Annotated in this window: 28 protein-coding genes and 1 tRNA gene; 11 read left to right on the top strand and 18 right to left on the bottom strand. The window is 63.9% G+C overall.

Going from position 1 to position 25,204, the window contains the following annotated elements:
• Positions 1-110 precede the first annotated feature (110 nt).
• The 9 genes from JET17_RS02875 to nrdR form a co-directional block, all read right to left on the bottom strand.
• A complete protein-coding gene (locus tag JET17_RS02875) occupies positions 111-854 on the bottom strand; it encodes a substrate-binding periplasmic protein (protein ID WP_012312514.1) in 744 nt (247 codons plus the stop codon).
• A 17-nt stretch (positions 855-871) separates the two neighbouring features.
• Positions 872-1,375, bottom strand: a complete 504-nt coding sequence (locus tag JET17_RS02870; RefSeq protein WP_012312513.1) for a phosphatidylglycerophosphatase A — start codon at positions 1,373-1,375, stop codon at positions 872-874.
• Positions 1,372-2,331, bottom strand: a complete 960-nt coding sequence (gene thiL / locus JET17_RS02865) for a thiamine-phosphate kinase (RefSeq protein ID WP_012312512.1) — start codon at positions 2,329-2,331, stop codon at positions 1,372-1,374. Before thiL ends, JET17_RS02870 begins: the two co-directional genes overlap by 4 nt.
• A gap of 18 nt (positions 2,332-2,349) precedes the next feature.
• Positions 2,350-2,850 (bottom strand): transcription antitermination factor NusB, encoded by a 501-nt coding sequence (nusB, locus tag JET17_RS02860; RefSeq protein ID WP_012312511.1) that lies wholly within the window; start codon positions 2,848-2,850, stop codon positions 2,350-2,352.
• Positions 2,847-3,323, bottom strand: a complete 477-nt coding sequence (gene ribE, locus JET17_RS02855) for a 6,7-dimethyl-8-ribityllumazine synthase (RefSeq protein ID WP_008092356.1) — start codon at positions 3,321-3,323, stop codon at positions 2,847-2,849. The genes nusB and ribE overlap by 4 nt, the downstream gene beginning before the upstream one ends.
• Before the next feature lie 91 nt (positions 3,324-3,414).
• Complete coding sequence (ribBA, locus tag JET17_RS02850; protein WP_012312509.1) at positions 3,415-4,506, bottom strand: bifunctional 3,4-dihydroxy-2-butanone-4-phosphate synthase/GTP cyclohydrolase II; 1,092 nt, start codon at positions 4,504-4,506, stop codon at positions 3,415-3,417.
• Positions 4,507-4,524: 18 nt separating this feature from the next.
• Positions 4,525-5,190, bottom strand: a complete 666-nt coding sequence (locus tag JET17_RS02845; protein ID WP_012312508.1) for a riboflavin synthase — start codon at positions 5,188-5,190, stop codon at positions 4,525-4,527.
• Positions 5,191-5,232: 42 nt separating this feature from the next.
• The gene (ribD, locus tag JET17_RS02840; RefSeq protein ID WP_012312507.1) at positions 5,233-6,363 is read right to left on the bottom strand and encodes a bifunctional diaminohydroxyphosphoribosylaminopyrimidine deaminase/5-amino-6-(5-phosphoribosylamino)uracil reductase RibD; all 1,131 of its coding nucleotides are present in this window, start codon (positions 6,361-6,363) and stop codon (positions 5,233-5,235) included.
• A 2-nt stretch (positions 6,364-6,365) separates the two neighbouring features.
• Complete coding sequence (nrdR, locus tag JET17_RS02835; protein WP_008092351.1) at positions 6,366-6,830, bottom strand: transcriptional regulator NrdR; 465 nt, start codon at positions 6,828-6,830, stop codon at positions 6,366-6,368.
• A gap of 106 nt (positions 6,831-6,936) precedes the next feature.
• On the opposite strand from nrdR, the gene JET17_RS02830 reads away from it, so the two are divergent.
• The 3 genes from JET17_RS02830 to trxA are packed head-to-tail and all read left to right on the top strand — an operon-like array spanning position 6,937 to position 8,953.
• The gene (locus JET17_RS02830; protein WP_012312506.1) at positions 6,937-7,389 is read left to right on the top strand and encodes a YbaY family lipoprotein; all 453 of its coding nucleotides are present in this window, start codon (positions 6,937-6,939) and stop codon (positions 7,387-7,389) included.
• Positions 7,390-8,049, top strand: a complete 660-nt coding sequence (locus tag JET17_RS02825; RefSeq protein WP_012312505.1) for a class I SAM-dependent methyltransferase — start codon at positions 7,390-7,392, stop codon at positions 8,047-8,049.
• A 31-nt stretch (positions 8,050-8,080) separates the two neighbouring features.
• The gene (trxA, locus tag JET17_RS02820; RefSeq protein ID WP_012312504.1) at positions 8,081-8,953 is read left to right on the top strand and encodes a thioredoxin; all 873 of its coding nucleotides are present in this window, start codon (positions 8,081-8,083) and stop codon (positions 8,951-8,953) included.
• A 58-nt stretch (positions 8,954-9,011) separates the two neighbouring features.
• Here trxA and JET17_RS02815 read toward each other — a convergent pair whose 3' ends face one another.
• Positions 9,012-9,356, bottom strand: a complete 345-nt coding sequence (locus tag JET17_RS02815; RefSeq protein ID WP_012312503.1) for a hypothetical protein — start codon at positions 9,354-9,356, stop codon at positions 9,012-9,014.
• A 133-nt stretch (positions 9,357-9,489) separates the two neighbouring features.
• On the opposite strand from JET17_RS02815, the gene JET17_RS02810 reads away from it, so the two are divergent.
• From JET17_RS02810 to JET17_RS02790, 5 genes are all read left to right on the top strand, one after another.
• Complete coding sequence (locus JET17_RS02810) at positions 9,490-10,074, top strand: DUF2796 domain-containing protein (RefSeq protein ID WP_012312502.1); 585 nt, start codon at positions 9,490-9,492, stop codon at positions 10,072-10,074.
• Positions 10,075-10,785, top strand: a complete 711-nt coding sequence (locus tag JET17_RS02805; RefSeq protein ID WP_012312501.1) for an ABC transporter ATP-binding protein — start codon at positions 10,075-10,077, stop codon at positions 10,783-10,785.
• On the top strand, positions 10,785-12,050 hold the full coding sequence (locus JET17_RS02800) for an ABC transporter permease (RefSeq protein WP_012312500.1): 1,266 nt from the start codon (positions 10,785-10,787) through the stop codon (positions 12,048-12,050). The genes JET17_RS02805 and JET17_RS02800 overlap by 1 nt, the downstream gene beginning before the upstream one ends.
• A 9-nt stretch (positions 12,051-12,059) precedes the next feature.
• Positions 12,060-12,575: a DUF3299 domain-containing protein gene (locus JET17_RS02795; protein WP_012312499.1), complete on the top strand. Its 516-nt coding sequence runs from the start codon at positions 12,060-12,062 to the stop codon at positions 12,573-12,575.
• Between the two features lie 109 nt (positions 12,576-12,684).
• A complete protein-coding gene (locus JET17_RS02790) occupies positions 12,685-13,368 on the top strand; it encodes an OmpW/AlkL family protein (RefSeq protein WP_012312498.1) in 684 nt (227 codons plus the stop codon).
• On the opposite strand, the gene JET17_RS02785 is transcribed toward JET17_RS02790, so the two are convergent.
• Positions 13,356-14,561 carry an MFS transporter gene (locus JET17_RS02785; protein ID WP_012312497.1) on the bottom strand — a complete coding sequence of 402 codons (1,206 nt, stop codon included), beginning with the start codon at positions 14,559-14,561 and terminating at the stop codon, positions 13,356-13,358. The genes JET17_RS02790 and JET17_RS02785 overlap by 13 nt on opposite strands.
• Before the next feature lie 104 nt (positions 14,562-14,665).
• On the opposite strand from JET17_RS02785, the gene JET17_RS02780 reads away from it, so the two are divergent.
• Positions 14,666-15,109, top strand: coding sequence for a winged helix-turn-helix transcriptional regulator (locus JET17_RS02780; RefSeq protein ID WP_012312496.1), 444 nt, complete (start codon positions 14,666-14,668; stop codon positions 15,107-15,109).
• Positions 15,110-15,156: 47 nt separating this feature from the next.
• Here the strand turns inward: JET17_RS02780 and JET17_RS02775 are convergent, their stop codons facing one another.
• From JET17_RS02775 to JET17_RS02765, 3 genes are all read right to left on the bottom strand, one after another.
• On the bottom strand, positions 15,157-16,089 hold the full coding sequence (locus tag JET17_RS02775) for an NAD-dependent epimerase/dehydratase family protein (protein ID WP_012312495.1): 933 nt from the start codon (positions 16,087-16,089) through the stop codon (positions 15,157-15,159).
• Positions 16,082-16,966 carry a sugar nucleotide-binding protein gene (locus tag JET17_RS02770; RefSeq protein WP_012312494.1) on the bottom strand — a complete coding sequence of 295 codons (885 nt, stop codon included), beginning with the start codon at positions 16,964-16,966 and terminating at the stop codon, positions 16,082-16,084. The genes JET17_RS02775 and JET17_RS02770 overlap by 8 nt, the downstream gene beginning before the upstream one ends.
• 211 nt (positions 16,967-17,177) lie before the next feature.
• Entirely contained in the window at positions 17,178-17,987 is an 810-nt protein-coding gene (locus JET17_RS02765) for a helix-turn-helix domain-containing protein (RefSeq protein ID WP_012312493.1), read from the bottom strand.
• 178 nt (positions 17,988-18,165) lie between these two features.
• Between JET17_RS02765 and JET17_RS02760 the strand changes: the two genes are divergently transcribed.
• Both JET17_RS02760 and JET17_RS02755 read left to right on the top strand, forming a co-directional pair.
• Complete coding sequence (locus JET17_RS02760; RefSeq protein ID WP_012312492.1) at positions 18,166-19,608, top strand: alanine/glycine:cation symporter family protein; 1,443 nt, start codon at positions 18,166-18,168, stop codon at positions 19,606-19,608.
• Positions 19,609-19,680: 72 nt separating this feature from the next.
• On the top strand, positions 19,681-20,670 hold the full coding sequence (locus JET17_RS02755) for an asparaginase (protein WP_042111107.1): 990 nt from the start codon (positions 19,681-19,683) through the stop codon (positions 20,668-20,670).
• Positions 20,671-20,679: 9 nt separating this feature from the next.
• On the opposite strand, the gene JET17_RS02750 is transcribed toward JET17_RS02755, so the two are convergent.
• The 4 genes from JET17_RS02750 to fdhE all read right to left on the bottom strand — a co-directional run bounded on the left by JET17_RS02750 (position 20,680) and on the right by fdhE (position 25,201).
• Positions 20,680-20,775, bottom strand: a tRNA-Sec gene (locus JET17_RS02750).
• A gap of 6 nt (positions 20,776-20,781) precedes the next feature.
• Positions 20,782-22,704: a selenocysteine-specific translation elongation factor gene (selB, locus tag JET17_RS02745; protein ID WP_012312490.1), complete on the bottom strand. Its 1,923-nt coding sequence runs from the start codon at positions 22,702-22,704 to the stop codon at positions 20,782-20,784.
• Entirely contained in the window at positions 22,701-24,128 is a 1,428-nt protein-coding gene (gene selA, locus JET17_RS02740; protein ID WP_012312489.1) for an L-seryl-tRNA(Sec) selenium transferase, read from the bottom strand. The genes selB and selA overlap by 4 nt, the downstream gene beginning before the upstream one ends.
• A gap of 146 nt (positions 24,129-24,274) precedes the next feature.
• Complete coding sequence (fdhE, locus tag JET17_RS02735) at positions 24,275-25,201, bottom strand: formate dehydrogenase accessory protein FdhE (RefSeq protein WP_042111105.1); 927 nt, start codon at positions 25,199-25,201, stop codon at positions 24,275-24,277.
• Positions 25,202-25,204: the final 3 nt, after the last annotated feature.

Here is a 25,204-nt window from a genome sequence, read left to right as displayed (position 1 = left end):
AATTCTCGTGAAGCGATTGTATCAGCAGGTCAGCGCCTGTGCGCTGGCTGAATACCGTGGGTTAAGATCGAAAAGTTCGATGTTCGGTTACCCCCTGGCAGCCCTTGGTGCTATTGAGGCTTGCTGTCGGCAGTAAAGGGATACGGCTGTTTCCAGTGCTCGAAGATAGGCTTCAACTCGCCGCTGCGTACCAGTTCAGCCATGCGTCTGTCGAACAGTTCACGCAGGGCCTTGCCGTGCTCGTTGCGGGCAAAGGCCAGGTACAACGGCAGTTCGGCGACATGGGTTCGACGAAACCGTTCCGGCTGAGAGGTTTGGCCAAGCACGTAGTCAACCTCGGTCAGCGCATCGATGTAGAAGTCCACGCGATCATGTTCAAGCATCGGCAGGATGCCTTCGCGGCGCTGGATCTCGCGCGACTCCTTTACGTTCGGCAGGTAGCTGCCGTAATCGTAGCCACGCACCCAGGCCAAGCGATACTGACCAACGGTGTCCAAGGTAGGCACCGGTTTGCTGGCAAGCCCCAGCGCATAGATGTGGTCCATGTCGAAGTGCCAACGCGGGTAGAGATTGTCGTCGTTCTCATCCTTGTAAGACCCGACCCAAGCATCGGCCTCGCCGCGTTTGACCAGGCCGACGGCACGGCTGTAAGGGGCACTCTTTGCCACGACCTTGACGCCGGCAGGCTCGAAGACCTTGCGCAAGACATCCCAGGCCACACCGGTACCATCGGCATTGGTGTAATCCAGCCACTCTTCACTGACCAGATGGACCTGTTTCGGTACGCCTTCGGCTGCCAGCGCCCCATGGGCAACGCTGAACAAAATTGCCAGCAGCACAGTCCGAATGGCCATCCAAAGCGCTCCCTGTCTCAGCCAACCGCCCACACCAGAACCTGCATGCCCAGCCAGGCGAACACGCCAGCCAGAATATCGTCGAGCATGATGCCGACACCGCCGTGCACATGGCGATCGATCCAGCGAATCGGCCATGGCTTGAGGATGTCGAAGAAGCGGAACATCAGGAACCCCGCCAGAATCCACTGCCACCCTTCCGGCACCAGCCAAAGGGTGATCCACATGCCGACCATTTCATCCCAGACAATGCCTTCGTGGTCGTGTACGCGCAAGTCATTGGCGACCTTACCGCACAGCCAGAAGCCAAACAGCATGGTGATGCCCAGCAGCAGCCAGTAACCCCAATCGGGCAGCATCTGCCAGAGTGGGATAAACGGGATGGCCACCATCGAGCCCCAGGTCCCGGGCGCTTTGGGCATCGTGCCCGAACCGAAGCCGAAGGCGATGAAGTGCCACGGGTTGCGCCAGACCGATGGCGGAACGAACTCCGCAGGCACCTGATTGGGGTGGTCGGTCACGGTGTCTCCCTAAAGTGTTGATAGCCCCGTTGTACGGGAGTGATGTCCTGGCCTTGGGGGTCACGCAGGGTCACACCCTGCCCTTGGAGCACTCGGCCGATGACATGTACGCCGGCGTCCGCCAGGGATGAAAGCGCCTCAGGGGGCAGGGTGAACGCCAACACGTAATCGTCGCCACCGGTGAGCGCCGCCTGCACCGCCGCGTCGCGGCCGAGAAAGGCCTCTAGTGCAGGAGACACTGGCACCTGCGCCAGGTTCACCTCAAGGGCGACCCCGGAGGCCTTGGCGATATGACCACAATCGGCAAGCAGGCCATCGGAGATGTCCAGCGCCGCCGTCGCTCGCCCGCGCAAGCGCCGGCCCAGGCCGAGTTGAGGCAACGGCGACCAGTAGTGGGCCAGCAGGGGCTCGGCCTGCTCGGCAGGCGCTTGTCGCTCGCCCAGCACCAACGGTAACGCACCGGCAGCCTTGCCTAGCACGCCCCCCACACACAGCAGGTCACCCGGCCGGGCACCGCTGCGGCACAGTGCCTGGCCAGCCGGGACGCTGCCGAAAACAGTGACGGTGATGCTCAAGGGGCCGCGAGTGGTGTCGCCACCAATCAGGCTCATGCGGCAACGCTGGGCCATGCGGCTGAGGCCGTCGGCAAAGGCGGCGAGCCAGTCGGGACCGACGTCAGGCAGGGTGAGGGCAAGGGTGAAGCCGATGGCATTGGCGCCCATGGCTGCAAGGTCGCTGGCCGCCACGGCCAGTGAGCGCTGCCCCAGCAGGCGCGGGTCACAAACCGTCGGGAAGTGCACCCCGGCAACCAGGGTGTCGGTAGACACCGCCAACTGCTCGCCCGGGGGAAGCTCGAGCAAGGCGCAGTCGTCGCCAATGCCCAGTGCCACGCCCTCACCGCCCTGCGCACAGGGCGCGGCGGCGAAGTAATGGTTGATCAGCTCGAACTCACCCATGGCTCGACAGCGCCAGGATCAGCGCTTGTTCGCCTTGACTTCTGCTTCGCGCAGCGAAGGTGCCAGCTTGTCCAGCACGCCGTTGACGAACTTGTGGCCGTCAGTGGCGCCGAATACCTTGGCCAGCTCTACGCCTTCGTTGATCACAACGCGATACGGTACATCGACGCGCTTGATGAACTCCCAGGTAGACAGGCGCAATACGGCCAGTTCGACCGGATCGAGCTCTTCCAGGGCGATGTCCATGCACGGTTTCAGTGCGCTGTCGATTTCGCTCTTGATTGCCGGAACCCCATGCAGGATCTCGCGGAAATAGGCGCCATCGACATCGGTAAAATCGTTATCGACCCGGAACTGCGCTTCGATCTCATTCAGCGAATGCTGAGCCATGTGCCATTGGTACAGGGCCTGGGTCGCGAGCTTGCGGGCTTCGCGGCGCTTGGCGCTCTTCGATGGCTTGCCGGCATCCGCAGGTTTTGGATCGCGCGGGTTGAAACGATCGCTTTCGTCGCTAATCACTTGGCCTCCAACTGCGCCAGCAGGCTGACCATTTCCAGAGCGGACAGGGCAGCTTCAGCACCTTTGTTACCGGCCTTGGTGCCGGAACGTTCGATCGCTTGCTCGATGGAGTCGACGGTCAGGACACCGAAGGCCACCGGCACACCGAACTCCATGGACACCTGGGCCAGGCCCTTGGTGCATTCGCCCGCCACGTATTCAAAGTGCGGGGTACCGCCACGGATCACTGCACCCAGGGCGATGATCGCGTCGTATTCACCTTGCTGGGCGACTTTCTGAGCCACCAGCGGGATTTCGAACGCGCCCGGCGCACGGATGATGGTGATGTCGCTTTCGCTGACACCGTGGCGTACCAGGGCATCAACGGCACCGCTCACCAGGCTTTCTACGACGAAGCTGTTGAAGCGGCCAACCACCAAAGCATAGCGACCTTTGGGGGCAATGAAGGTACCTTCGATGGTCTTCAGGGTCATTCCGATGTTCTCATCTTCAAGAGCGAGGCCGCGCACTGGCGGCCTCGGGAGGGTTTGGACTCGAGCGTGAGGGCGCAAGCGCCGCCTCAAGTCACTCGGAGGGCACGTATTCTACAACTTCCAGATCGAATCCGGATATCGCATTGAATTTCATCGGCGAACTCATCAGGCGCATCTTGCGCACGCCAAGGTCACGCAGGATCTGCGAACCGGCGCCCACGGTACTGTAGGTGGTCGGTGCCTTGGTCGGTGCATCGCCTGCGCTTTCGCGGATATGTGCCAGCAGCACGTCGCCGTCCAGTGGGTGGCCCAGCAGCAGCACCACGCCGCTGCCGGCCTCGGCAACTGCGGCCATGGCCGCGCGAAGGCTCCAGCGGCCGGGCTGCTTGACCAGCAGCAGGTCGCGCAGCGGGTCCATGTTGTGCACCCGCACCAGGGTCGGCTCTTCGGCGCAAACCTTGCCCAGGGTCAGGGCCATGTGGACGTCGCCTTCCACGGCGTCGCGGTAGGTGACCAGGTTGAACTCACCCAGCTCACTCTCGATCGGCTGCTCGGAAACGCGCTGCACGGTGCGCTCGTGGATCATGCGGTAGTGGATCAGGTCAGCGATGGTGCCGATCTTCAGGCCATGCTCGGCGGCGAACACTTCGAGTTCGGCGCGACGCGACATGGTGCCGTCATCGTTCATCACTTCACAGATAACGCCGCTAGGCTCGAACCCGGCCATGCGCGCCAGGTCGCAGGCGGCCTCAGTGTGCCCGGCGCGCGCCAGGGTACCACCGGGCTGGGCCATCAGCGGGAAGATGTGGCCAGGGCTTACGATGTCTTCGGCCTTGGCGTCCTTGGCGGCTGCAGCCTGCACGGTACGTGCGCGGTCGGCCGCCGAGATGCCGGTGGTAACACCTTCGGCCGCTTCGATCGACACGGTGAACTTGGTGCCGAAGCCCGAGCCGTTGCGCGGCGCCATCAGCGGCAGCTTGAGCGTTTCGCATCGCTCGCGGGTCATCGGCATGCAGATCAACCCACGGGCGTGCTTGGCCATGAAGTTGATGTGCTCAGGCAGGCAGCACTCGGCCGCCATGATGATGTCGCCTTCGTTTTCACGGTCTTCGTCATCCATGAGGATGACCATTTTGCCCTGGCGGATGTCTTCGACCAGTTCTTCGATGCTGTTGAGCGCCACGCGGCACCCCCTTCTCAATCAGGATTTCAAGAAGCCGTTGGCGGCCAGGAAGCTTTCGGTAATGCCACTGCCCTTGCTCGGTTCGGCAGCCTTGTCGCCCAGCAGCAAGCGCTCCAGGTAACGGGCCAGCAAATCGACCTCAAGGTTTACCCGACGCCCAGCGCGGTAGTCGGCCATGATGGTTTCGGACAGGGTGTGCGGGACGATGGTCAGCTCGAACTCGGCGCCATTGACCTCATTGACCGTCAGGCTGGTGCCGTCGACGGTGATCGAACCCTTGTGGGCAATGTACTTGGCCAGTTCCTTGGGTGCACGCACGCGGAACTGGATGGCGCGAGCGCTATCGCTGCGCGAGATGATTTCGCCGACACCGTCGACATGGCCGCTGACCAGGTGGCCGCCCAGGCGGGTGGTCGGGGTCAGGGCCTTCTCCAGGTTGACCTTGCTGCCACTCTTGAGGTCGATGAACGCGGTGCGTTTGAGGGTCTCGACGCTGACGTCAGCCCAGAAACCATCACCTGGCAGCTCTACGGCGGTCAGGCACACGCCGTTGACGGCGATGCTGTCGCCGAGCTTGACGTCACCCAGGTCGAGCTTGCCGGTCTCGACGTAGACGCGCACGTCACCGCCCTTTGGGGTCAGGCTGCGGATGGTGCCGATGGATTCGATGATGCCGGTGAACATGGGGACTTCCTCAAAAACGGGTTGCGCAGGGCAAGCCCGGCATTATACGCCGGGCGCCGGCAGAGGGATGGCCGTGACCCGCCAGTCATCGCCCACTGCACGCATTTCGGTGATTTTCAGCCGTGGCGCTTCGCTCATCTTCGACAGTGGCCAGTCCAGCAACGGACGGGCCTGGGAGCCAAGGAAGGTGCCGGCGACGAACAGCTGGTACTCGTCGATCAGGCCCAATTGGGCAAAAGCGCCGACCAGGCCAGCGCCGGCTTCCAGCAGGATGTCGTTGACGCCACGCGCTGCAAGTGCCTGCATCAAGGCGAGCAGATCGACCTGGCCATTGCTGCCCGGCAGGCTGAGCAGCTCGTGGCCAGCCTGGCCGTACCGCGTATCGTCCCCCATGGCGGTTACCACCAGGGCAGGGCCGGCCTGGAAGAACGGCGCGTCCAGCGGCAGGCGCAGGCGGCCATCGATCAGCACGCGCAGGGGGGTGCGGCTCAGCGCCAGCGCGGTGGCGTCGGGGTCCAGGCCCAACTCGGCACCGCGCACGGTCATCCGTGCGTTGTCGGCCAGCACGCTGGCGGCGCTGGTCAGCACCACGCTGGCACTGGCACGCAAGCGCTGCACTGCAGAGCGGGCGGCAGGGCCGGTGATCCATTGGCTTTCGCCGCTGGCCATTGCGGTGCGGCCATCCAGGCTCATGGCCAGCTTGGCCCGCACGAACGGCAAGCCATGCTCCATGCGCTTCAGGAAACCGGGGTTCAGGGCACGGGCCTGGGCTTCGAGCACGCCGCTGGCGACTTCGATGCCCGCTTCGGCCAGGCGGCGCAGGCCCTGCCCGGCGACTTGCGGGTTGGGGTCCTGCATGGCTGCCACCACCCGCGCTACGCCTGCCTGTACCAGCGCTTCGGCGCACGGTGGGGTGCGGCCATGGTGGCTGCAAGGCTCGAGCGTCACGTAGGCACAGGCGCCGCGGGCACGCTCACCGGCCTGGCGCAGGGCATGTACCTCGGCATGTGGTTCACCGGCGCGCACATGCCAGCCCTCACCCACCACTTCGCCGTCACGGACGATCACACAACCCACGCGCGGGTTGGGGTGAGTGGTGTAGATGCCCTTGCGGGCAAGCTCCAGGGCACGGGCCATGTAATGGGCGTCGAGGATCGCGGTCTCGCTCGGCATGCTCACTCTTTAGCCGGCTCGCGGGCCAGGCGGTCGATTTCTTCGCGGAATTCATCGAGGTCCTGGAAGCGCCGGTACACCGAAGCGAAACGGATGTAGGCCACTTCATCGAGCTTGCGCAACTCGGCCATCACCAGCTCACCCACCACCAGCGACTTGACCTCGCGCTCACCCGTAGCGCGCAGCCGGCTCTTGATATGTGCCAGGGCCGCCTCAAGGCGTTCAACGCTGACCGGGCGCTTCTCCAGCGCCCGCTGCATGCCGGCACGCAGCTTTTCTTCGTCGAAAGGCTGGCGCGTGCCGTCCTGCTTGATCAGCCGGGGCAATACCAGCTCCGCGGTTTCGAAGGTGGTGAAACGCTCGCCGCAGGCTACGCATTCGCGACGGCGGCGCACTTGTTCGCCCTCGGCGACCAGGCGCGAGTCGATGACCTTGGTGTCGTTGGCACCGCAAAAGGGACAGTGCATGGTGGCAGGCAACAAAAAAAGGGAGGGCCATGGTAGCGCATCCCACTGGCAAGACAAGCCAAAGGGGTTAACATCCAAGGTAAATCTGCCCCTGAAGGATTACCCCATGCATTATCGAGCGCTCGTCGTGCTGGGCTGCGCCGCCCTGCTCGCCGCCTGTGGCAGCGATCGGCCGAAGACCGAGCCAGCCCCGGCACCTGCGCCCGCCAAGGTGGCGAAAAAGGCCGAACCGCTGGGCCCGCTGCCCGCCTATCAACGCGAACTGAGTGGTACCTTGCTGGAAATCCCACGCGGTGCCGACGTGGAACTGGCCTTGCTGGTCATCGACGAGCGCGACCGCCCGCAACAGCTTCTGGCCAGCAGCACCCTGACCGGGACCGGCCAGGCGCTGCCCTACCGTCTGCGCTTCAACCCAGAGGTCTTCCCGGCCGGCGCTCGGGTCGAGCTGCGTGGCCGCGCCAGCCAGTCGGGCCAACTGATCATGCACCTGCCGCCCGTGCGCATCACCCAGGCCCAGACTCAGGCCACTGGCCCGCTGCGTTTCAAGAAGGCGCCTTAGGTGGCACCGCTTGCCTTGCAACAGGCCCTCAGCGGCCTGATCGGCGAAGCGCGGCTGGTCGTCAGCGAACTGCCTGGGTGCGCGCTCAAACTCTGGTTGATCGACGATCAGAACATGGACCGCGCCTTCAGCATTGAAGAAACCCGGCGTATTCTCGAAGACCCACCGTACTGGAGCTTTTGCTGGGCCAGCGGCCTGGCCATGGCCCGCTACCTGGCCGAGCACCCTGAATGGGTCGCCGGCAAGCGCGTGCTGGACTTTGGCTCCGGCTCCGGTATCGCCGGCATTGCCGCAGCGCGCGCCGGTGCATTGGAAGTGGTGGCCTGCGATCTCGACCCGCTGGCACTCGATGCCAGCCGCGCCAATGCCGAGCTGAACGGGGTTGAGCTCAGTTACAGCAACGACTTCTTCGCCGAAGACGACCGTTTCGACCTGATTCTGGTTGCCGATGTGCTGTACGACCGCGCCAACCTGCCGCTACTCGATGCCTTCCTTGGCCGCGGTCGCCAGGCCCTGGTGGCCGACTCACGTGTACGCGACTTCAGCCACCCGCTTTACCAGCAGTTGGGCGTGCTTGAAGCACTGACCCTCCCGGACCTGGCCGAGCCGCACGAATTCCGCCGGGTCAGCCTGTACCACGCCAGCCGCGAGCCTTTATAGTGGTGCCATTCACGGATTTGCGAGAGTCGCGATGAGCCAGGAAACACCTTTTATCTTCGATGCCACCGACGCCAACTTCCAGCAACTGGTGATCGAAAACTCCTTCCACAAGCCGGTCCTCGTGGACTTCTGGGCAGAGTGGTGCGCGCCCTGCAAGGCGCTGATGCCATTGCTGGCGAAAATCGCCGAGGGTTATCAGGGCGAGCTGCTGCTGGCCAAGATCAACTGCGACGTTGAGCAGCAAGTCGTTGCCCAGTTCGGCATTCGTAGTCTGCCCACAGTAGTGCTGTTCAAGGATGGCCAGCCGGTCGACGGCTTTGCCGGCGCGCAGCCGGAGTCGGCGATCCGCGCCATGCTCGAGCCACATGTGCAGATGCCTGCCGCACCGGCCGCCTCGCCCTTGGAGCAAGCCAAAGGCTTGTTCGCCGAGAGCCGTTTCGCCGAGGCCGAAGCATTGCTGCAGGCCCTGCTGGGGGAAGACAACAGCAATGCCGAGGCGCTGATCCTGTATGCCCGCTGCCTGGCCGAGCGCGGTGAGCTGGGCGAAGCGCAGATCGTGCTGGACGCGGTCAAGACCGATGAGCACAAGGCCGCCCTGGCCGGTGCCAAAGCGCAGCTGACCTTCCTGCGCCAGGCCGCCAGCCTGCCGGAAGTCGCCGACCTGAAAAGCCGCCTGGCGCAGAACCCGCAGGATGATGAAGCGGCTTACCAGCTGTGCATCCAGCAACTGGCGCGCCAGCAGTATGAAGCGGCGCTGGATGGGCTGCTGAAGCTGTTCCAGCGTAACCGCGCCTATGAAAACGGCTTGCCGCAGAAGGCGATGCTGCAAGTGTTCGACCTGCTCGGTGGCGACCATCCGCTGGTGGCTGTGTACCGCCGCAGGCTGTCTTCGGCCATGTTCTGATTAGCGCAGTAGGCGAGGGCCATGCCCTCGCTTGCTGGGCAAAAAAACGCCTACAGCTTTACCCGACCCAGTGATACACCGGCGCATCAGCGCCACTTTCCACCTTCACCTCACTGCTGTGTCGCAACCGCACCAGCAGCCGCTTGCCCGCCGCCGTACTACCCGCCAGCCCTTCCAACCGGTCCAGCAACTCTGGCCCGTTCATCTGCCCCGCCTGACGCAGCACCTCCCGCGCAGCCGTCCACTGCCCGTCATCCTGGCGCGACGCCGCCGCCATGGCCGGCGATGCCGCTTCGGCGACCACAGGCACTGCAAGCTGCCGGCCCAACTGCGCCCACTCCGCGGGCTCCAGCTCGATGGTCAGGTCCACCGGCCAGTCACCAATCTGTCCACGAATTCTCACGATGCATTCCTTCAAGCGCGTTCAATACCCTCATGCTACAACAACATGAAACCTGCACCACGCAGGCTGGCGGCACAGAGAAAAGTTGTTATAACATTACCAAATCATTCCCAGTCTGCTTCTGGAGTCGTCCATGCGTCGCCTGCTGCTCGCCCTGCCCTTCGCCCTGCTGCCCCTGGCCGTGGCTAATGCCCACGAAGACCATGACCATGACCATGACCATGATCACGCCCACGGCACACTCGGGGCGCATGAGCACGGTGTGGCCAAGCTCAATGTGGTGCTCGACGGCAACACCCTTGAGCTGGAGCTGGAGAGCCCGGCAATGAACCTGGTTGGCTTTGAACACAGCGCCAGCAGTGATGCCGACAAAGCCAAGGTTGCCGCCGTGCGCCAGCAGCTCGAGCAACCTCTGAAGCTGTTTGGCCTGGCAGCGGCTGCTGGCTGCAAGGAAGATGCTCAGGAGTTGGAGAGCCCACTGTTCGGTGATGCGGCAAAAGATGACGACGGTGATGAACATGAGCATGGCCACCAGCACAGCGACATCAGTGCCCACTATCAGCTCAAATGCTCCGCCCCGGACAAGCTCTCTCAGCTCGACCTCACGCCGCTGTTCAAGACCTTCCCCGCCACGCAGAAAATCAATGTGCAGTTGATCGGCCCGAGCGGTCAGAAAGGCCTGGACATCTCGCCTGCCAAGGCCGTGGTTGCGTTCTGAATGAGCCTGCCGTTGATCGCGCTGCAAGACCTGTTGTTCGCCTGGCCAGGGCAGCCGCCATTGCTGGATATCCCCGCGTTTCGCCTGGAAGCAGGCGAGGCCCTGTTCCTCAAAGGCCCCAGCGGCAGTGGCAAGACCACCTTGCTGGGCCTGCTGGGCGGGGTGAACGTGCCAGCTCAGGGCCATATCCAGTTGCTCGGCCAGGATCTCGGCAGCCTTGGCCAAGGCGCCCGCGACCGCTTTCGGGTCGATCACACCGGTTATATCTTCCAGCAGTTCAACCTGCTGCCGTTCCTCTCGGTACGAGAAAACGTCGAACTGCCTTGCCGCTTTTCGCACAGCCGGGCCGACCGCGCCCGCCAACGCCACGGCAGTGTCGACCAAGCTGCCAGCGAGCTGCTTGCCCATCTGGGCCTGAACGACCCGGCACTGCTTGCCCGCCGCGCCGACAGCCTGTCGATCGGCCAACAACAAAGGGTGGCCGCTGCCCGAGCATTAATCGGCCAACCCGAGCTGGTCATTGCCGACGAACCGACCTCGGCACTGGATGCCGACACCCGGGAAGCGTTCATCCGCCTGCTGTTCGATGAATGTCGCGCCGCCGGCTCCAGCCTGTTGTTCGTCAGCCATGACCAGAGCCTGGCACCGCTGTTCGACCGTCATCTGTCACTGGCCGAACTCAACCGCGCAGCCAAGCCCCGGGAGGCCTGATGTACCTGCTTCGCCTTGCCCTGGCCAGCCTGGCCAATCGTCGTTTCACGGCGTTTCTCACCGCCTTCGCCATCGCCCTGTCGGTGTGCCTGTTGCTGGCCGTGGAACGTGTGCGCACCGAAGCACGCGCCAGTTTCGCCAGCACCATCAGCGGCACCGACCTGATCGTCGGCGCCCGCTCGGGGTCGGTAAACCTGCTGCTGTATTCGGTATTCCGTATCGGCAACGCCACCAACAATATCCGTTGGGACAGCTACCAGCATTACGCTCAGGACCCACGGGTGAAGTGGGCGATTCCCATCTCGCTCGGCGACTCGCACCGCGGGTATCGAGTGATGGGCACCACCGCTGAGTACTTCAGCCATTACCAGTACGGTCGCCGGCAGCATCTGGAGCTGAGTCAGGGCCGTGAGTTCGCCGGCGACCCGTTCGAGGTGGTGTTGGGCGCCGAGGTGGCCGAGGCGCTGCACTACAGGCTTGGCGACAAGCTGGTGCTTGCCCATGGTGTGGCGGCAATAAGCCTGGTCAAGCACGACGACAAGCCGTTCACCGTGGTCGGCGTGCTCAAACGCACCGGCACACCGGTCGACCGCACGTTGCACATCAGCCTGGCGGGGATGGAGGCGATCCATGTCGACTGGCATAACGGCGTGCCTGCACGTGGTGCCGGGCGCATCAGTGCCGAACAGGCTCGCGCCATGGACCTGCAGCCCGCCGCGATCACCGCATTCATGCTGGGCCTGAACAGCAAGATCGCCACCTTCAGCCTGCAGCGCGAGATCAATGAATACCGCAGCGAGCCGCTGCTGGCGATCTTGCCCGGGGTAGCGCTGCAGGAGTTGTGGAGCCTGATGGGCACGGCCGAACAGGCGTTGTTCGTGGTCTCGCTGTTTGTCGTACTGACCGGTTTGATCGGCATGCTCACGGCCATTCTCACCAGCCTCAACGAACGTCGCCGGGAGATGGCGATTCTGCGCTCGGTGGGGGCCCGGCCTTGGCACATTGCCGGGTTACTGGTTCTCGAAGCGCTGGCACTGGCAAGTGCCGGTATCGTTGCCGGGCTTGGCCTGCTGTATGGCGGCATCGCCCTCGCCCAAGGCTACGTTCAGGCCAATTACGGCCTGTACCTGCCGCTGGCCTGGCCCAGCACGCACGAGTGGACGCTGCTTGCTATCATCCTCGGCGCAGCGCTGCTGATGGGCAGCGTGCCGGCCTGGCGCGCCTATCGGCAGTCGCTGGCCGATGGTCTGTCGATTCACCTCTGAGAAAACGCCATGCTTCGCGCGCTGTTTTTATCCCTAATGATGCTCGCCGCCCCCACCTGGGCGGCCGAACCCCGCGAACTCGACTGGCCTGCACTGATCCCGGAGGGCGCGCCGATCATCCCGCCGCAACTCGCCCCACTGCACGACATGTCGCAACTGAGCAGTGCCCTGTCCGCTGAATCAGCCCCAGCGGCGCGCCAGCAAGCGCCCGACGCGCCGGTGGTCAAGGGCCTGGACGGCCAGCAAATCAAACTTCCCGGCTATATCGTGCCCCTGGAAGTCAGTGAAGAAGGTCGCACTACCGAGTTCCTGTTAGTGCCCTACTACGGCGCCTGCATCCATGTACCGCCACCGCCCTCCAACCAGATCGTGCATATTTTCAGCGAAATGGGCGTACGCGTCGAAGACCTGTACCAGCCCTACTGGATTGAAGGAAAGCTGCACGTCAGAGCCTCCAGCAGCGAGCTGGCCGACGCCGGTTACCAGATGGAAGCCGAAAAAATATATGTTTATGAGCTGAAGTGAGAACTGTTTCGAATTCGTGAACGCAGTTCTTTGAGCTGGGTCAAACATTCGGTTTAGACGGCTCCGTACCATTGGACAACTTGATTACTCACGTCCTTTCGGAGCTTCCATGAACAAGTCCTTGCTCGGCGCCTCACTTGTGGCCCTTGCGCTCGCCGCCCCTGCCGCACACGCTTACCAGGCGGGAGACATGATCCTGCGCGCAGGCGCCATCACCACCGCCCCGAACGAAAGCAGCGGCGACCTGAAGTTCGACGGCAACAAGGTGTCGGGCACCAAGGCGACCTTGGACAGCGACACCCAACTGGGCCTGACTTTCGCCTACATGCTCACCGACCACGTCGGCCTTGAACTGCTGGCGGCCACGCCGTTCCAGCACACCGTGGGCGTGAAGGGCCTGGGTGGCGGCCTGGACGGCAAGCTGGCCGACATCAAGCAACTGCCACCGACCCTGTCGCTGCAGTACTACCCGATGGCACCGAACTCGCGCTTCCAGCCGTACGCGGGTATCGGCATCAACTACACCCTGTTCTTCGACGAAGACCTGAGCAGCGCGCGCAAGCAACAAGGCTTCAGCAACCTCAAGCTGCAGGACTCGGTCGGTATCGCAGGTCAGTTGGGCATGGACTATATGCTCACTGACAACCTGCTGGTCAACGCCTCGGTCTGGTACGTGGATATCGACACCAAGGCCACCGTCGACGGTCCGAGCGCGCTGGGCTACAGCAAGACCAAGGTCAACGTGGAAGTCGACCCGTGGGTCTACATGGTCGGCCTTGGCTACAAGTTCTGACCACTGCGATGCAGGGCGGCCGAGGCCGCCCTTTCTGTTTGCAGCCACAGCCAGTAACCGAGCGCCAGTGCGCTGAACGACATCCCCAGCGCGCACACTGCGCCCCAGCCCCAGCGGGCATACGCCCAGCTCGCCAGCACCGCGCCAAGCCCACTGCCAATGGCATAACTACACATGTAGGCGCCGATCAACCGGCTGGCCAGTTCGCCCCGCCCGGCCAACAACAGGCTCTGGTTGGTGACGTGCACCGCCTGCACGGCGAAGTCCAGCATCAGCACACCCAGCGTGAAAGCCATCAACGATTGCCCGACGAAGGCTGTCGGCAGCCATGACAGCGTCAACAGTGCCAGCGCCAGGCCGGTGGTGCGTTCTGCCAACCCCTGATCGGCCAAACGCCCTGCACGCGACGCGGCCAACGTACCGGCAATACCTGCCAGGCCGAACAGGCCGATTTCGCTGTGGCTCAACGCCAAGGGTGCGGCCCCCAGGGGCAAGACCATGCTGCTCCATAGCACGCTGAAGGCGGCAAAGATCAACAGGCCGAACAGGCCACGCCGGCGCAGCAAGCGGTCCTGGCGGTACAGGCTGAACAGCGAGCCGATCAGTGCCAGGTAACCTGATCGATGTTGCGGGCGGCGCCCTGCTGGCAAGCAATGGCAGAGCACAAGGGTCATCAGCAACAGCAACCCCGCCGCCACGAAGTAGACGCTGCGCCAACCCGCCACATCGGCAAGCGCACCGGACACCAGGCGCGCCAGCAGAATGCCCAGCACCACACCGCTGGTGACCGTACCCACGGCCTGCCCCTGACGGGCGGGCGAGGCAAGGATCGCGGCATGCGCCACCATCACCTGCACCATCACCGCCATCAGCCCGACCAGGGCCAAAGCGGCAAGCATTACCGCCCAGCTGTGCGCCAGGCCCACGGCGGCCAGCGCCAGCGCCGCAACCAGCAGCTGGCCCAGTACCAGGCGCTTGCGGTCGAACAAGTCACCGAGCGGCACGATCAGGATCAGCCCCAGCGCGTATCCCGCCTGGGTGGCACCGACAACCCAGCCTATGCGCGCCTGAGGCACGCCCAGGTCCGCCGCGATCGACTCGAGCAAAGGTTGGGCGAAATAGACTGTGGCCACGGCCATGGCGCAGGTGGCGGCGAGCAGCAGGGTTATCCCGCGCGTCAGCAAATCGTTCATCGGTTCAGCTCCAGTGAAACTGGTTTCAAATTGAAACCACATACTGGCTATTTAGCAAATGTGGTTTTAATCTGCAACCAGATGATCACCGAAGGTTGCACCCGATGCTCGATGACGTGAACGCTCAATGCCCTGTAGCGCGGGCCCTGGAGGTATTGGGCGACCGCTGGGCGCTGATGATCCTGCGCGATGCCTTCGATGGCCTGCGCCGCTTCAGTGAATTTCAGAAGAACCTTGGGCTTGCGAAGAACATCCTCGCATCGCGGCTTAAGCTTCTGTTGGAAAGCGGCATGCTGCAGCTGCAGCCGGCGTCGGATGGCAGTGCCTACAAGGAATATGTGCTCACCGACAAAGGTCGGTCGGTGTTTCCGATCGTGGTGGGGCTGCGGCAGTGGGGGGAGAGGTTTTTGTTCGAGGCGGGGGAAGCACGGTCGCAGCTGCTGGATAGCGCCAGCGGCAAGCCGATCGAGACGCTGCTGGTACGGGCGCAGGATGGCCGGGTTGTGGGGCCGGAGGACTGCCGGAGACGGGTGATCAACCACGGCTGAGCGGTGCCCTCTTCGCGGGCAAGCCCGCTCCTACAGAGGCCTTGATTTCACGCCTTGCCGAGCAAGTGCGCCAGCCCTTCGACCATCGAAGTCGGCTGCGGAAAATCGAATCGTGCCAGCAAACGCTGGTTATCCGCCCGCGAGTGGCGAATGTCACCCGAACGAGCCTCGCCATAGCTGACAGGCGGCAAGCTGCCGACCACGGTTTCCAGCGCCTTGAGCAACTGGTTCAGCGAAGTCGCTTGGTTCAGGCCGATATTCACCGCGCCCTCTTCCACCTGCGGCTGCTCGAGCGCCTGCACCATCACCTGCACCAGGTCGCCCACATACAGGAAATCCCGAGTTTGCTCGCCGTCGCCGAACACCGTGATCGGCAACCCTTGGGTGGCCCGCTCACTGAAAATGCTGATCACCCCGGAGTACGGGGACGAAGGGTCCTGGCGCGGCCCGAAGATGTTGAAGAAGCGGAACACCACCGGCTCCAGCCCATGCTGGCGGCGGTAGAAGTCCAGGTACTGCTCGCTGGCCAGCTTGTCCACCGCATAGGGGGTCAGCGGTGCCTTGGGCGTATCCTCGGCAATCGACTGGCCTTCGCCGTTATTGCCGTACACCGCCGCGCTGGAGGCGAACACCACCCGGCGCACGCCCTGCAGGCGCATGGCCTCACAAACATTGAGGGTGCCGATGAAATTGCTCTGGTGGGTCTTGACCGGGTCTTCGACCGACGCCTGCACCGAAGCCACCGCGGCCAGGTGGACCACAGCGCTGCAACCTGCCGCGGCGCGCTGCACCAATGCGGCATCGGCAACATCACCCTCGACCAGCTCAAGGCGCGGGTTGCCCAGTTGCAGGTTGTCGCGCTTGCCAGTGGAAAGGTCGTCCAGCACACGCACCGCGTAGCCTTTAGCCAGCAACGCATCGCACAGGTGGGAGCCAATGAAGCCGGCGCCGCCGGTGATCAGGATGGGGGCGTCAGCCATGGCGGTAGAAACGGTCCAGTAGAGGCGGCAGGCCGGCGCGCCAGGCACGCGGCTTGATGCCGAAGGTATGAAGGATTTTCTTGCAGGCCAGCACCGCGTTCTGCGGCTCTTCACTGGCATCCGGGCGGGCGGCATGCGCCTGCGCGGTCGGCGCCTGCACGGCCAGCTGGCGATGCTGCCCGGCCTCGGCCAGGATCGCCTGGCCCAGCGCCAGCGGCGTCGTCGCCTCGTTACCGGCGTAGTGGTAAGTGCCCCACAGCGGCGCGGTGCAATCGAGTTGTTTGAGCACTGACAGGATCACCCGCGCGGCATCGTCGACCGGCGTCGGGTTGCCGCGGCGGTCATCGGCCAGCAGCAGCTCCTGCGGTTGCTCGGCGCGGGTCAGGAAGCGACCCAAGGCACCATCGATGCTCTCGTCCAGCAGCCAGCCGAAGCGCAGCAGCACATGCTGCGGGCACGCCGCACGCACGCTCTGTTCGATGCGCCACAAGGCCTGGCCACGCAGGCCCAACGGCACCGGCTCATCTTTTTCGCTATAGGCCGTGGCACGCGAACCATCGAACACCCGGTAGCTGGAAGGCTGCACCAAGGTGATCTGGTGATGCTGGCACAGCTCCGCCAAGCGCTCCACCGACCGCTCCTGCTGAGCCAGGCGCGGCTCGCTGACCGACTCGGCCTGGAACCAGTCGAAATAGTAAGCCAGGTTGACCAGCGCATCAGGGCGATGATCGTCAAGCAGCTGGGTCAGGCTTGCCGGCGTCCAGCCGTCTTCCGGCGGGCGCGGCGCCAGAAATGCGATGTCCTCCTCGGCCCCGAGACGAATCAGCGCTTGCCCAAGGGCATTGCCACCACCCAACAGCATCAGGCGCATACGCATAGAGTCAGCAGATCCGAACAGGTTGATGAGGGAAAGGGGCCATTTTGCGGTTTCCAGACGGGGAAGTCCAACCCTGAGGCTGACAGCACTACCGGGGTAAACGCTAGGGCCAGACCCGCGATCCTCACTCTCGCATTCATTGAACTACAAGCCTGCTGAGCCTGCCCGTGACATCGGACGCCAAGAGGCAATGCCCGTACAGACGCGCAATCTATTCGATTTCGAACAAGCCGTTACTGAGCGGCCCCACACTCAACCGCTCACGCACATCGTCATCGATTCGCGGATCGTCCGGCTGATACAGCTTCACCTGCCGGTAGGCGTTGATGCGGTTGATCTCCTCACCCAGGTACTCCCACACCACCCGTGTGCAGGCCGGGTTGCGCCGGTCGCCGCTGGAAACGCCGGTCTTCAGGCCATTCAAGCGGGTGATGCGGCTCTTGAAGCTGGGGATGAGGATGGTCTGGCTCATCTCGTTCAGGGTCAACGACTCGTAGTCGATGAGAAACATCCGGTCCTGCAGCTGGAACGCCGCGCCCAGGTAGCGGCAACGCACCTCGGCATGCAGGTCGGTGGCGGTGGAGCGCTCCTGACGCTCCTGGCGTTCGAACAGGAAGCGGCCGCGCTCCTCGCGCAGGTGCACCAGTGACACCAGGATCGTGCCGGGTACCGACATGCAGTTGGAGTACTCGAAGTAATAGCCGCAGTAGCGCGACAGGTTGCCGGCGTGCTCGTGCAGCGGGCGGAACAGCTCGCTGATCGGGTCGCTGGGCTGGTCGGCCACGGCCGATACCCGGGCGCCGATGAGGCGGGCGAACTGCTCGGGTGGCAAGTTCAGTTCGTAATCCTCGACACCGAAGAAATCACCGATGCGCTTGAGGTTGAACGCTGTCGGACGGCTCTGCCCGCTCAGGTACTTGTTGAACTGCGCACGGTTGATCGACAGCTGGCGGCAAACTTCGGAGATAGAGCGGTAGTGGCTGCAGGCCAATTTGAGGTTGGTAGCGAAATGATCGCTCATGTTTTGAATCCAGGGTGACGCGAATGGCGCAAGTGTAGCATCAAGTCGCGCCAATTCAGAGCAACCCGCGAAATTGTAACCACTCTTCTCATGGCCAACCATGCGCCCCAACGATAGCGGTGCGCCTGCCGTCCGCTGGTCTTTTCACGCGAAGAATAAGAATCGAGGTCATTTCCCAATGCTCGAAGCACTCAACGATTTCCTTTCAGGGAAGCTTCTCATCGTGCTGATCGTCGGTCTCGGCGGTTACTTCACCATCCGCTCGCGGTTCGTACAGTTCCGCCATTTCGCCCACATGTTCAGCGTGTTCAAAGAATCGCTGCGTGGTCAGGCAGGCCAGCTTAGCTCCTTCCAGGCCCTGATGCTGAGCCTCGCCGGCCGCGTTGGTGCCGGTAACATCGCCGGTGTCGGCATCGCCGTGACCTTGGGTGGCCCGGGGGCCGTGTTCTGGATGTGGGTCACCGCACTGGTGGGCATGGCCAGCAGCTTCTTCGAATGTACCTTGGCCCAGGTGTACAAGCGCGCCGATGGCGACGGCCTGTACCGTGGTGGCCCGGCCTACTACATCCTGCACGGCCTGAAGCTCAGGAGCATGGCCATCGTGTTCTCGATCCTGCTGCTGGTCACCTATGGCTTCGCCTTCATGGGCCTGCAGTCGTACACCGTGACTCATTCGCTGCAGAACGCCTTCGGCTTCGACCCAAGCCACACCGGTATCGCCCTGGCGGTGCTGCTGGCCATCGTGTTCCTGGGTGGCATCAAGCGTATCGCCGCAGTTTCCGACCTGCTGGTACCGGTCAAGACCCTGGCCTACATCGGCGTGACCCTGTACGTGATCGGCACCCAGATCGAACACGTACCGGCAATGCTGGAAACCATCTTCAAGAGCGCCTTCGGCCTGGACCCTGCATTCGCCGGCCTGCTCGGCAGCGCCATCGTCATGGGCGTGAAACGCGGCGTGTTCGCCAACGAAGCAGGCTTGGGCAGTGCGCCCAACGTCGCTGCCGTGGCTGCCGTGAAGCACCCGGGTGCGCAAGGCGTGGTCCAGGCATTCAGTGTGTTCCTCGACACCTTCCTGATTTGCACCTGCACCGCACTGCTGATCCTGCTGTCTGGGTTCTATACCCCGGGCTTTGAAGGTGACGGTATCGTCCTGACGCAAAACTCGCTGGCTGCCGTGGTCGGTGACTGGGGCCGGCTGTTCGTCAGCGTCGCGCTGTCGCTGTTCGTCTTCACCTGCATCCTCTACAACTACTACCTGGGCGAGAACAGCCTGCAGTTCCTCAGCCGCAACCGCTTGGTACTGCTGGTGTTCCGCGGCCTGGTACTGGCGCTGGTGGTATGGGGTTCGGTGCAGGACCTGTCGACCGTGTTCGCATTCGCCGACATCACCATGACCTGCCTGGCCTTCGTCAACCTGGTCGCCCTGGCCTTGCTGTTCAAGGTCGGCCTGCGCGTGATGCGCGATTACGACGACCAGCGCAAAGCCGGCATCAAGCAGCCCGTTTTCGACTCGAGCAAGTTCGCCGATCTGGACCTGGATCGCAACGCCTGGCCAGCCAATCCGCAGGCCGAAACAGCCGTTGACAAAGCCGTCGGCGAAGTTCAACCGCAGCGCTGATATCCTCGCCTGCCCAGCCGCCCCGTTCGCGGGCGGCTGCCTACTCTCCGGTCACCGCTACGGATGCTTTCCATGCGTGCAGTCACGAATCTTCTCGTCCTCTACACCGGCGGCACCATCGGCATGCTCGAAACCGCCGAAGGCCTGGCGCCGGCCGGTGGTTTCGATGCGCGGATGCGCGAACACTTCGCCCAACTGAGCGATGCACCTCAGGTGCAGTGGACGCTCCAGGAAATGAACCCGCTGCTCGACAGTGCCAACATGCAGCAGCACAACTGGCTGGCAATGCGCGATGCCATCGTCCGTGCAGTGGACAATGACGGCCATGATGGCGTGCTGGTGCTGCATGGCACCGACACCCTCGCCCACAGCGCTGCGGCGTTGTCGTTCCTGCTGCTGGGCCTGCCAGTACCGGTGCTGCTGACCGGGTCAATGTTGCCGGCCGGTGCACCGGGCAGTGATGCCTGGGACAACTTGTGCGGTGCCCTGCGCCAGTTCGAGCAAGGCCTTGAGGCTGGCGTGCAGCTGTACTTCCATGGCCAGCTGTTACAGGGCTGCCGCGCCTCGAAGCTTCGCAGCGAAGCGTTCGACGCCTTCGCCGCGTTGCCGCGTCATCGTGAAGGCGAGCGGGCGAAAGACATACCTGCCACTTTGGGTTATCGCCAGCAGCGCCAACCGGTGAACCTTGCCGTGATGCCGGTATTCCCCGGTTTGCAGGCCGAACACCTGCGTGCGGTGCTCGACACCGGGGTGCAAGGGCTACTGCTGGAATGTTACGGCAGCGGCACCGGGCCGTCGGATGACCAAGCCTTGCTCGACGTGCTGCGCTCGGCGCGCCAGCGTGGGGTGATGCTGGTTGCCATCAGCCAGTGCCCCGAGGGTTCGGTGGTGTTCGATACCTATGCGGCGGGCAACCGCCTGCGCGGTGCCGGGCTGGTCAGTGGCGGTGGCATGACCCGTGAGGCGGCGCTGGGCAAGATGTTTGCGCTGCTGGGCGCGGGGCTGGATGCAGATGCTGCAGAGCAGTGGTTTGCGCTGGACCTGTGCGGCGAGCGCGCTTGAACAGGAAATTGGCGGAAGGCAGCGGGAGTCGAACCTGCCCGGGAACGGCTGCCGTCCCCAACCGGGTTTGAAGCCCGGCCGCGCCACCGGGCGCGATTGCCTTCCTTGAACTCAGTGCCTGGCCTGCTGCTGGGCCAGGGCGCTGTCGGCGCGGATGTGACGCTGATCGGCAACCCTGCGGGTCAGGCCGATACGGTCGAAGTATTCCAGAATCTGCACACTGCGCTTGCGACCGATGCCCAACATATCGCGAAATGCGGCCACCTGCACTATCGGTGTTTCATTCGCTTGCCCAAGCAGCAGCTCTGCCATGCGCTGTAGCGTCGCCTCAGGGTAGAACAGGTCACGTACCACCTGATGCACTACGCCAAGCCTGGCCAACTTTCGCAACAACAGGCGCACATCCGCCTCGGCACATTTCTCTTCGCTGGCCAGCGTCCGCACCCAAGGCGGATCGAACCGCCCTTCCAGCAACCTCGGCTGCAGCCGCGACCATAGCGCACTGTCGGCCTCGCTCAACTGCACCTTGTGACCAGGCAGATGCAACCACGGCCCGCTGCTGGCAATAGTGCCTTCGCCGAGCATCTCCTCGAGCAGGCTGACGAATGCGGGACGCTCGACTGGCAAGGCGGCGAAGCGCCGCAGGCGGTCACGGTCCGGGCCCAGCTGGTCGGGTTCCTGCTCGTGGAACAACGCCAGTTGTTCGCGCACCTGGTGTTTGAGCGCCTGCCACTGGGCTTTAGCGAATAACAACTGGCCTTGCCTGGTTGCGACCACCAGCACGTCAGCTGGTAATTGCCAGCCCTCACGCAAGCGGTTGAACTGGCGTTCAAGCCGCTGTGGGTCGAGCCCACCTGGCGCGGTGTCGAGCAACGCCATCAAGGCTTGCTCCAGGCCCTTGGCATCACGCAGCACCTTCAACTGGCACAAGCGCGCCTCGCTGCGACGCTGCCGGCTCGGTGCGAACGGGTCCAGCACCGTACCGCCGCCAAGGGTGCGTTGGGCACGCTGGTCACGCAGCACCAGGCGGTCGCCATGCACGGCTTGCAGCGGCGCATTGAGCAACAATTGGGCGAACATGCGCTGACCAGCAGGCAGCCGCTCGCCTTCGAGCAGGGCGACCCGTGCGGTGACGTCCTGAGTCCCCAGATGTACGTGCACGGCGCTGAAATGTTCGAAAGGGCGGGACTCGCCGGCGAGCAGCTGCAGTTCGATATCGACCCGTGTGCTGGGCGCGTGCAGCCATTGCGATACCAGCCAATCGCCACGGCGCACCTGCTCAACCGCGAGGCGCTCGGCTGCAATGTTCAGCGCCACACGCTGTCCCGCTTCAGCCACCAGCGCCGCCTGGTTTTGCGCATGCAGACCGCGTACCCGCACTGCTTTACCGGCCTTGCCGAGCAATAACGTATCACCCGCGCTGACACGCCCGGCCAGCGCCGTACCCGTGACCACCAGGCCAGCCCCGGTGACCGCGAAGGCGCGGTCGATAGCCAACCGAAAGCCGCCACGCACGCTGCGCTGCTTCAAGCCCTCGCCCGCCGCGAGCAAAGCATGACGCAGCGCCTCGACCCCCTCGCCGGTAACACTCGACAGCGGGAACTGCGCTGCCCCGGCATAAGGCCCGGGCGCCAGCAACTGTGCAATCTGCACCTGCACTTCGGCCACGCGCACCGGCGCGACCCGGTCGCACTTGCTTATTGCTACCAGTGCCAGGGGAATGCCCAACAACTCAATGATCGCCAGGTGCTCACGGGTCTGCGGCATGACGCCGTCATCAGCAGCCACCACCAGCAACACCAGATCGATACCATGGGCGCCAGCAAGCATGTTGTGGATGAAACGCTCGTGGCCGGGCACATCGATGAAGCCCGTCAATGGCGCGCCTTCAGCCAGGGCGGCATAGCGATAGCCCAGATCGATGGTCATGCCGCGCTCGCGTTCTTCCTGGCGATGGTCGCCGGCCTGCCCGGTCAGGGCCTGGAGCAATGCGGTCTTGCCGTGGTCGATGTGGCCAGCGGTACCAATGATCACTGCACTGGCCCCAATTGCAGGGCCGGTAACTGCGCCAACCACTGAGCTTCGTCGTCCAGCTGACGCAGGTCGAGCCACAGCGCGTCATCGTCGATACGGCCGAGCACGGGCACCGCAAGATCGCGCAAGGCGCGTTCCAGCACATGCAGGCTGCGCCCGCGCAGTTTCTTCGACACCTGTGGGCGCAGGCACAGCGCGGCGCTGGGCAGGCGTGCAACCGGCTGGCTGCCGCTGCCGATCATGCCGAGCGCCGGCTCGACGCTGACGGCCCATTGCCCCCCGAGACGGGCCTTGAGCTCGGGTGCCAGGCGCTCGGCCTGGGCGTGGATTTCAGCCTGGCTGCGGGTCAACAGGCGCAGGCTGGGCAAGCGCTCGACCAGCTTGTCCGGGTTGCGGTACAGCGCCAGCACGGCTTCGAGGGCAGCGAGGGTGATTTTGTCGACGCGCAGTGCACGTTTCAGCGGGTTCTTCTTGATCCTCGCGATCAAATCCTTGCGACCAACGATGATCCCGGCCTGGGGGCCGCCAAGCAGCTTGTCACCGCTGAAGGTCACGATATCCGCGCCATCGGCCAGGGCCTGGCGCACGGTCGGTTCGGCGGGCAGGCCCCAGCGGGTCAGGTCGAGCAGGCTGCCGCTGCCCAGGTCTTCCAGCAGCGGCAGATCATGCTGATGGGCGATTCGCGCGAGCTCCGCGGTAGGCACCTGGGTGGTGAAACCCTGGATGCTGTAGTTGCTGCAATGCACCCGCATCAACAAGCCGGTACGCGGGCCGATGGCAGCTTCGTAGTCGCGGGCATGGGTGCGGTTGGTGGTGCCGATCTCGTGCAGGCGTACACCGGCACGGGCCATGATGTCGGGAATGCGAAAGGCGCCGCCGATCTCGATCAGCTCACCGCGGGAAATGATGCCCTCCTTGCGCGCGCCCAGGCTGTTGAGCGCAAGCAGCACGGCGGCCGCGTTGTTGTTGACCACGGTGACCGCTTCGGCGCCGGTCAGCTCGCGGATCAGCCCTTCGATGAGATCATCTCGATCGCCACGCTTGCCGGTGGCAAGGTCAAACTCCAGGTTAAGCGGATAGCGGGCGGCGGTCTGCATGGCTTCAACGGCTTCCTCAGGCAACAGGGCACGACCGAGGTTGGTGTGCAGTACCGTGCCGGTAAGGTTGAAGACGCGTCGTACCTGGCTGCGCTGCTGGAGGGCCAGGCGCTCGCCGCTGCGGCCCAGGAGGATTTCAGCGCCCAGTTCGGCAGCGTCGAGCTGGCCGTTGCGAACAGGTTCGCGCAGGTCGTCGAGCAGTTGGCGCAGGGTGGCGAGCACTGCGTCGCGGCCATGACGCTCGATCAGCGGGAGGCAGGCCGGGTGACGTAGCAGGGTGTCGATGGAAGGGAGCCGTGGCGTATTGCTAGCGAGGCTTGAAGACATCAGGTACTACCTTATCCATTGTCTGTTCGGGCCTCATCGCCGGCAAGCCAGCTCCTACAGAACTGCATCGCTCTCGGGAGCAGTGAAATAGCTGTGGGAGCCGACTTGCCGGCGATGAGGGCAAATCAATTGTGCAGTGTAGACACTCACCCACCACCCGGCGCCAGCATCAGGTTGGGTGCCAGCCGATGAAAGCCCTCCTCGTCCAACCGGATATCCAGCGCCAGGCTGGCCAGGTCATCGGCCAACGGCTCGGCAGCAGCGTCGTTCTCAAGGTAATTCTGTTTCAGGTAGGTATTGCACCCCGGGCAGCACTCTGCCCGCAGCGGCGCCTTGCCCGGCGCATGGCGGTCATCCTCCAGACTGGTGTAGCGCAAGCCCTTGCTCGATTCGCAATACACGCACTTGACCCGCACCACATGCCATTCGCACGCACACAAGGAGCACGCCAGGTAACGCAGGCCGTTGTGCTTGCCGCGGTTACGCACCACTGCGGCCATGGCCGGCGAACCACAGGCCGGGCACTGGGCCTGACTGCCCGACGGCTTGAGTTCATGTGATGGCAGTGCCAGCAACCAGCTGGACCAGGCCGCCTGCAGCGCGGCCCCCAGAAACGGCACCAGTGCTACAGGCACAGCGTCGTACTGCCCCGCCAGCAATGCGCTCCCCCAGCCTTTGCGCTGGCTGTCATCACTGCCGCGCAGTGCCTGCAATGCTGCCGCCAAAGGGCCACTGGCCTCGCCGTCGAAATGATCGATCAGTGCCTGCAACCACGCCAGCCACGGCCCCTCGCGTACCAGGCCGTCGGCCGCGAGGGGTGGCAAGCCATGACTTATGCACAGGCGCTGTCGGTCATCGGCGACTGGCAAACCACCAGGCGGGTTATCCACAAGCTGCTGCTGAATGCGACACAGCCGAGCGATCAGACGCAGGTAGTCGCCAAGGGCATGCCCTGCAGCGAGCTGTTCGAGGCGCAGGGCGCGCAGTTCGAACAGGTTGGCGGGCGGCAGGTGCAGAAACGGCGGCATCACCGCCGACGCTTCGATCTGCCCCGGTTCGAGTATCGTGCTCAAGCG

It is taken from the genome of Pseudomonas putida, assembly GCF_016406145.1.
Taxonomy (GTDB): Bacteria; Pseudomonadota; Gammaproteobacteria; order Pseudomonadales; family Pseudomonadaceae; genus Aquipseudomonas; species Aquipseudomonas putida_E.
This window is presented reverse-complemented; position numbering and strand designations above follow the sequence as displayed.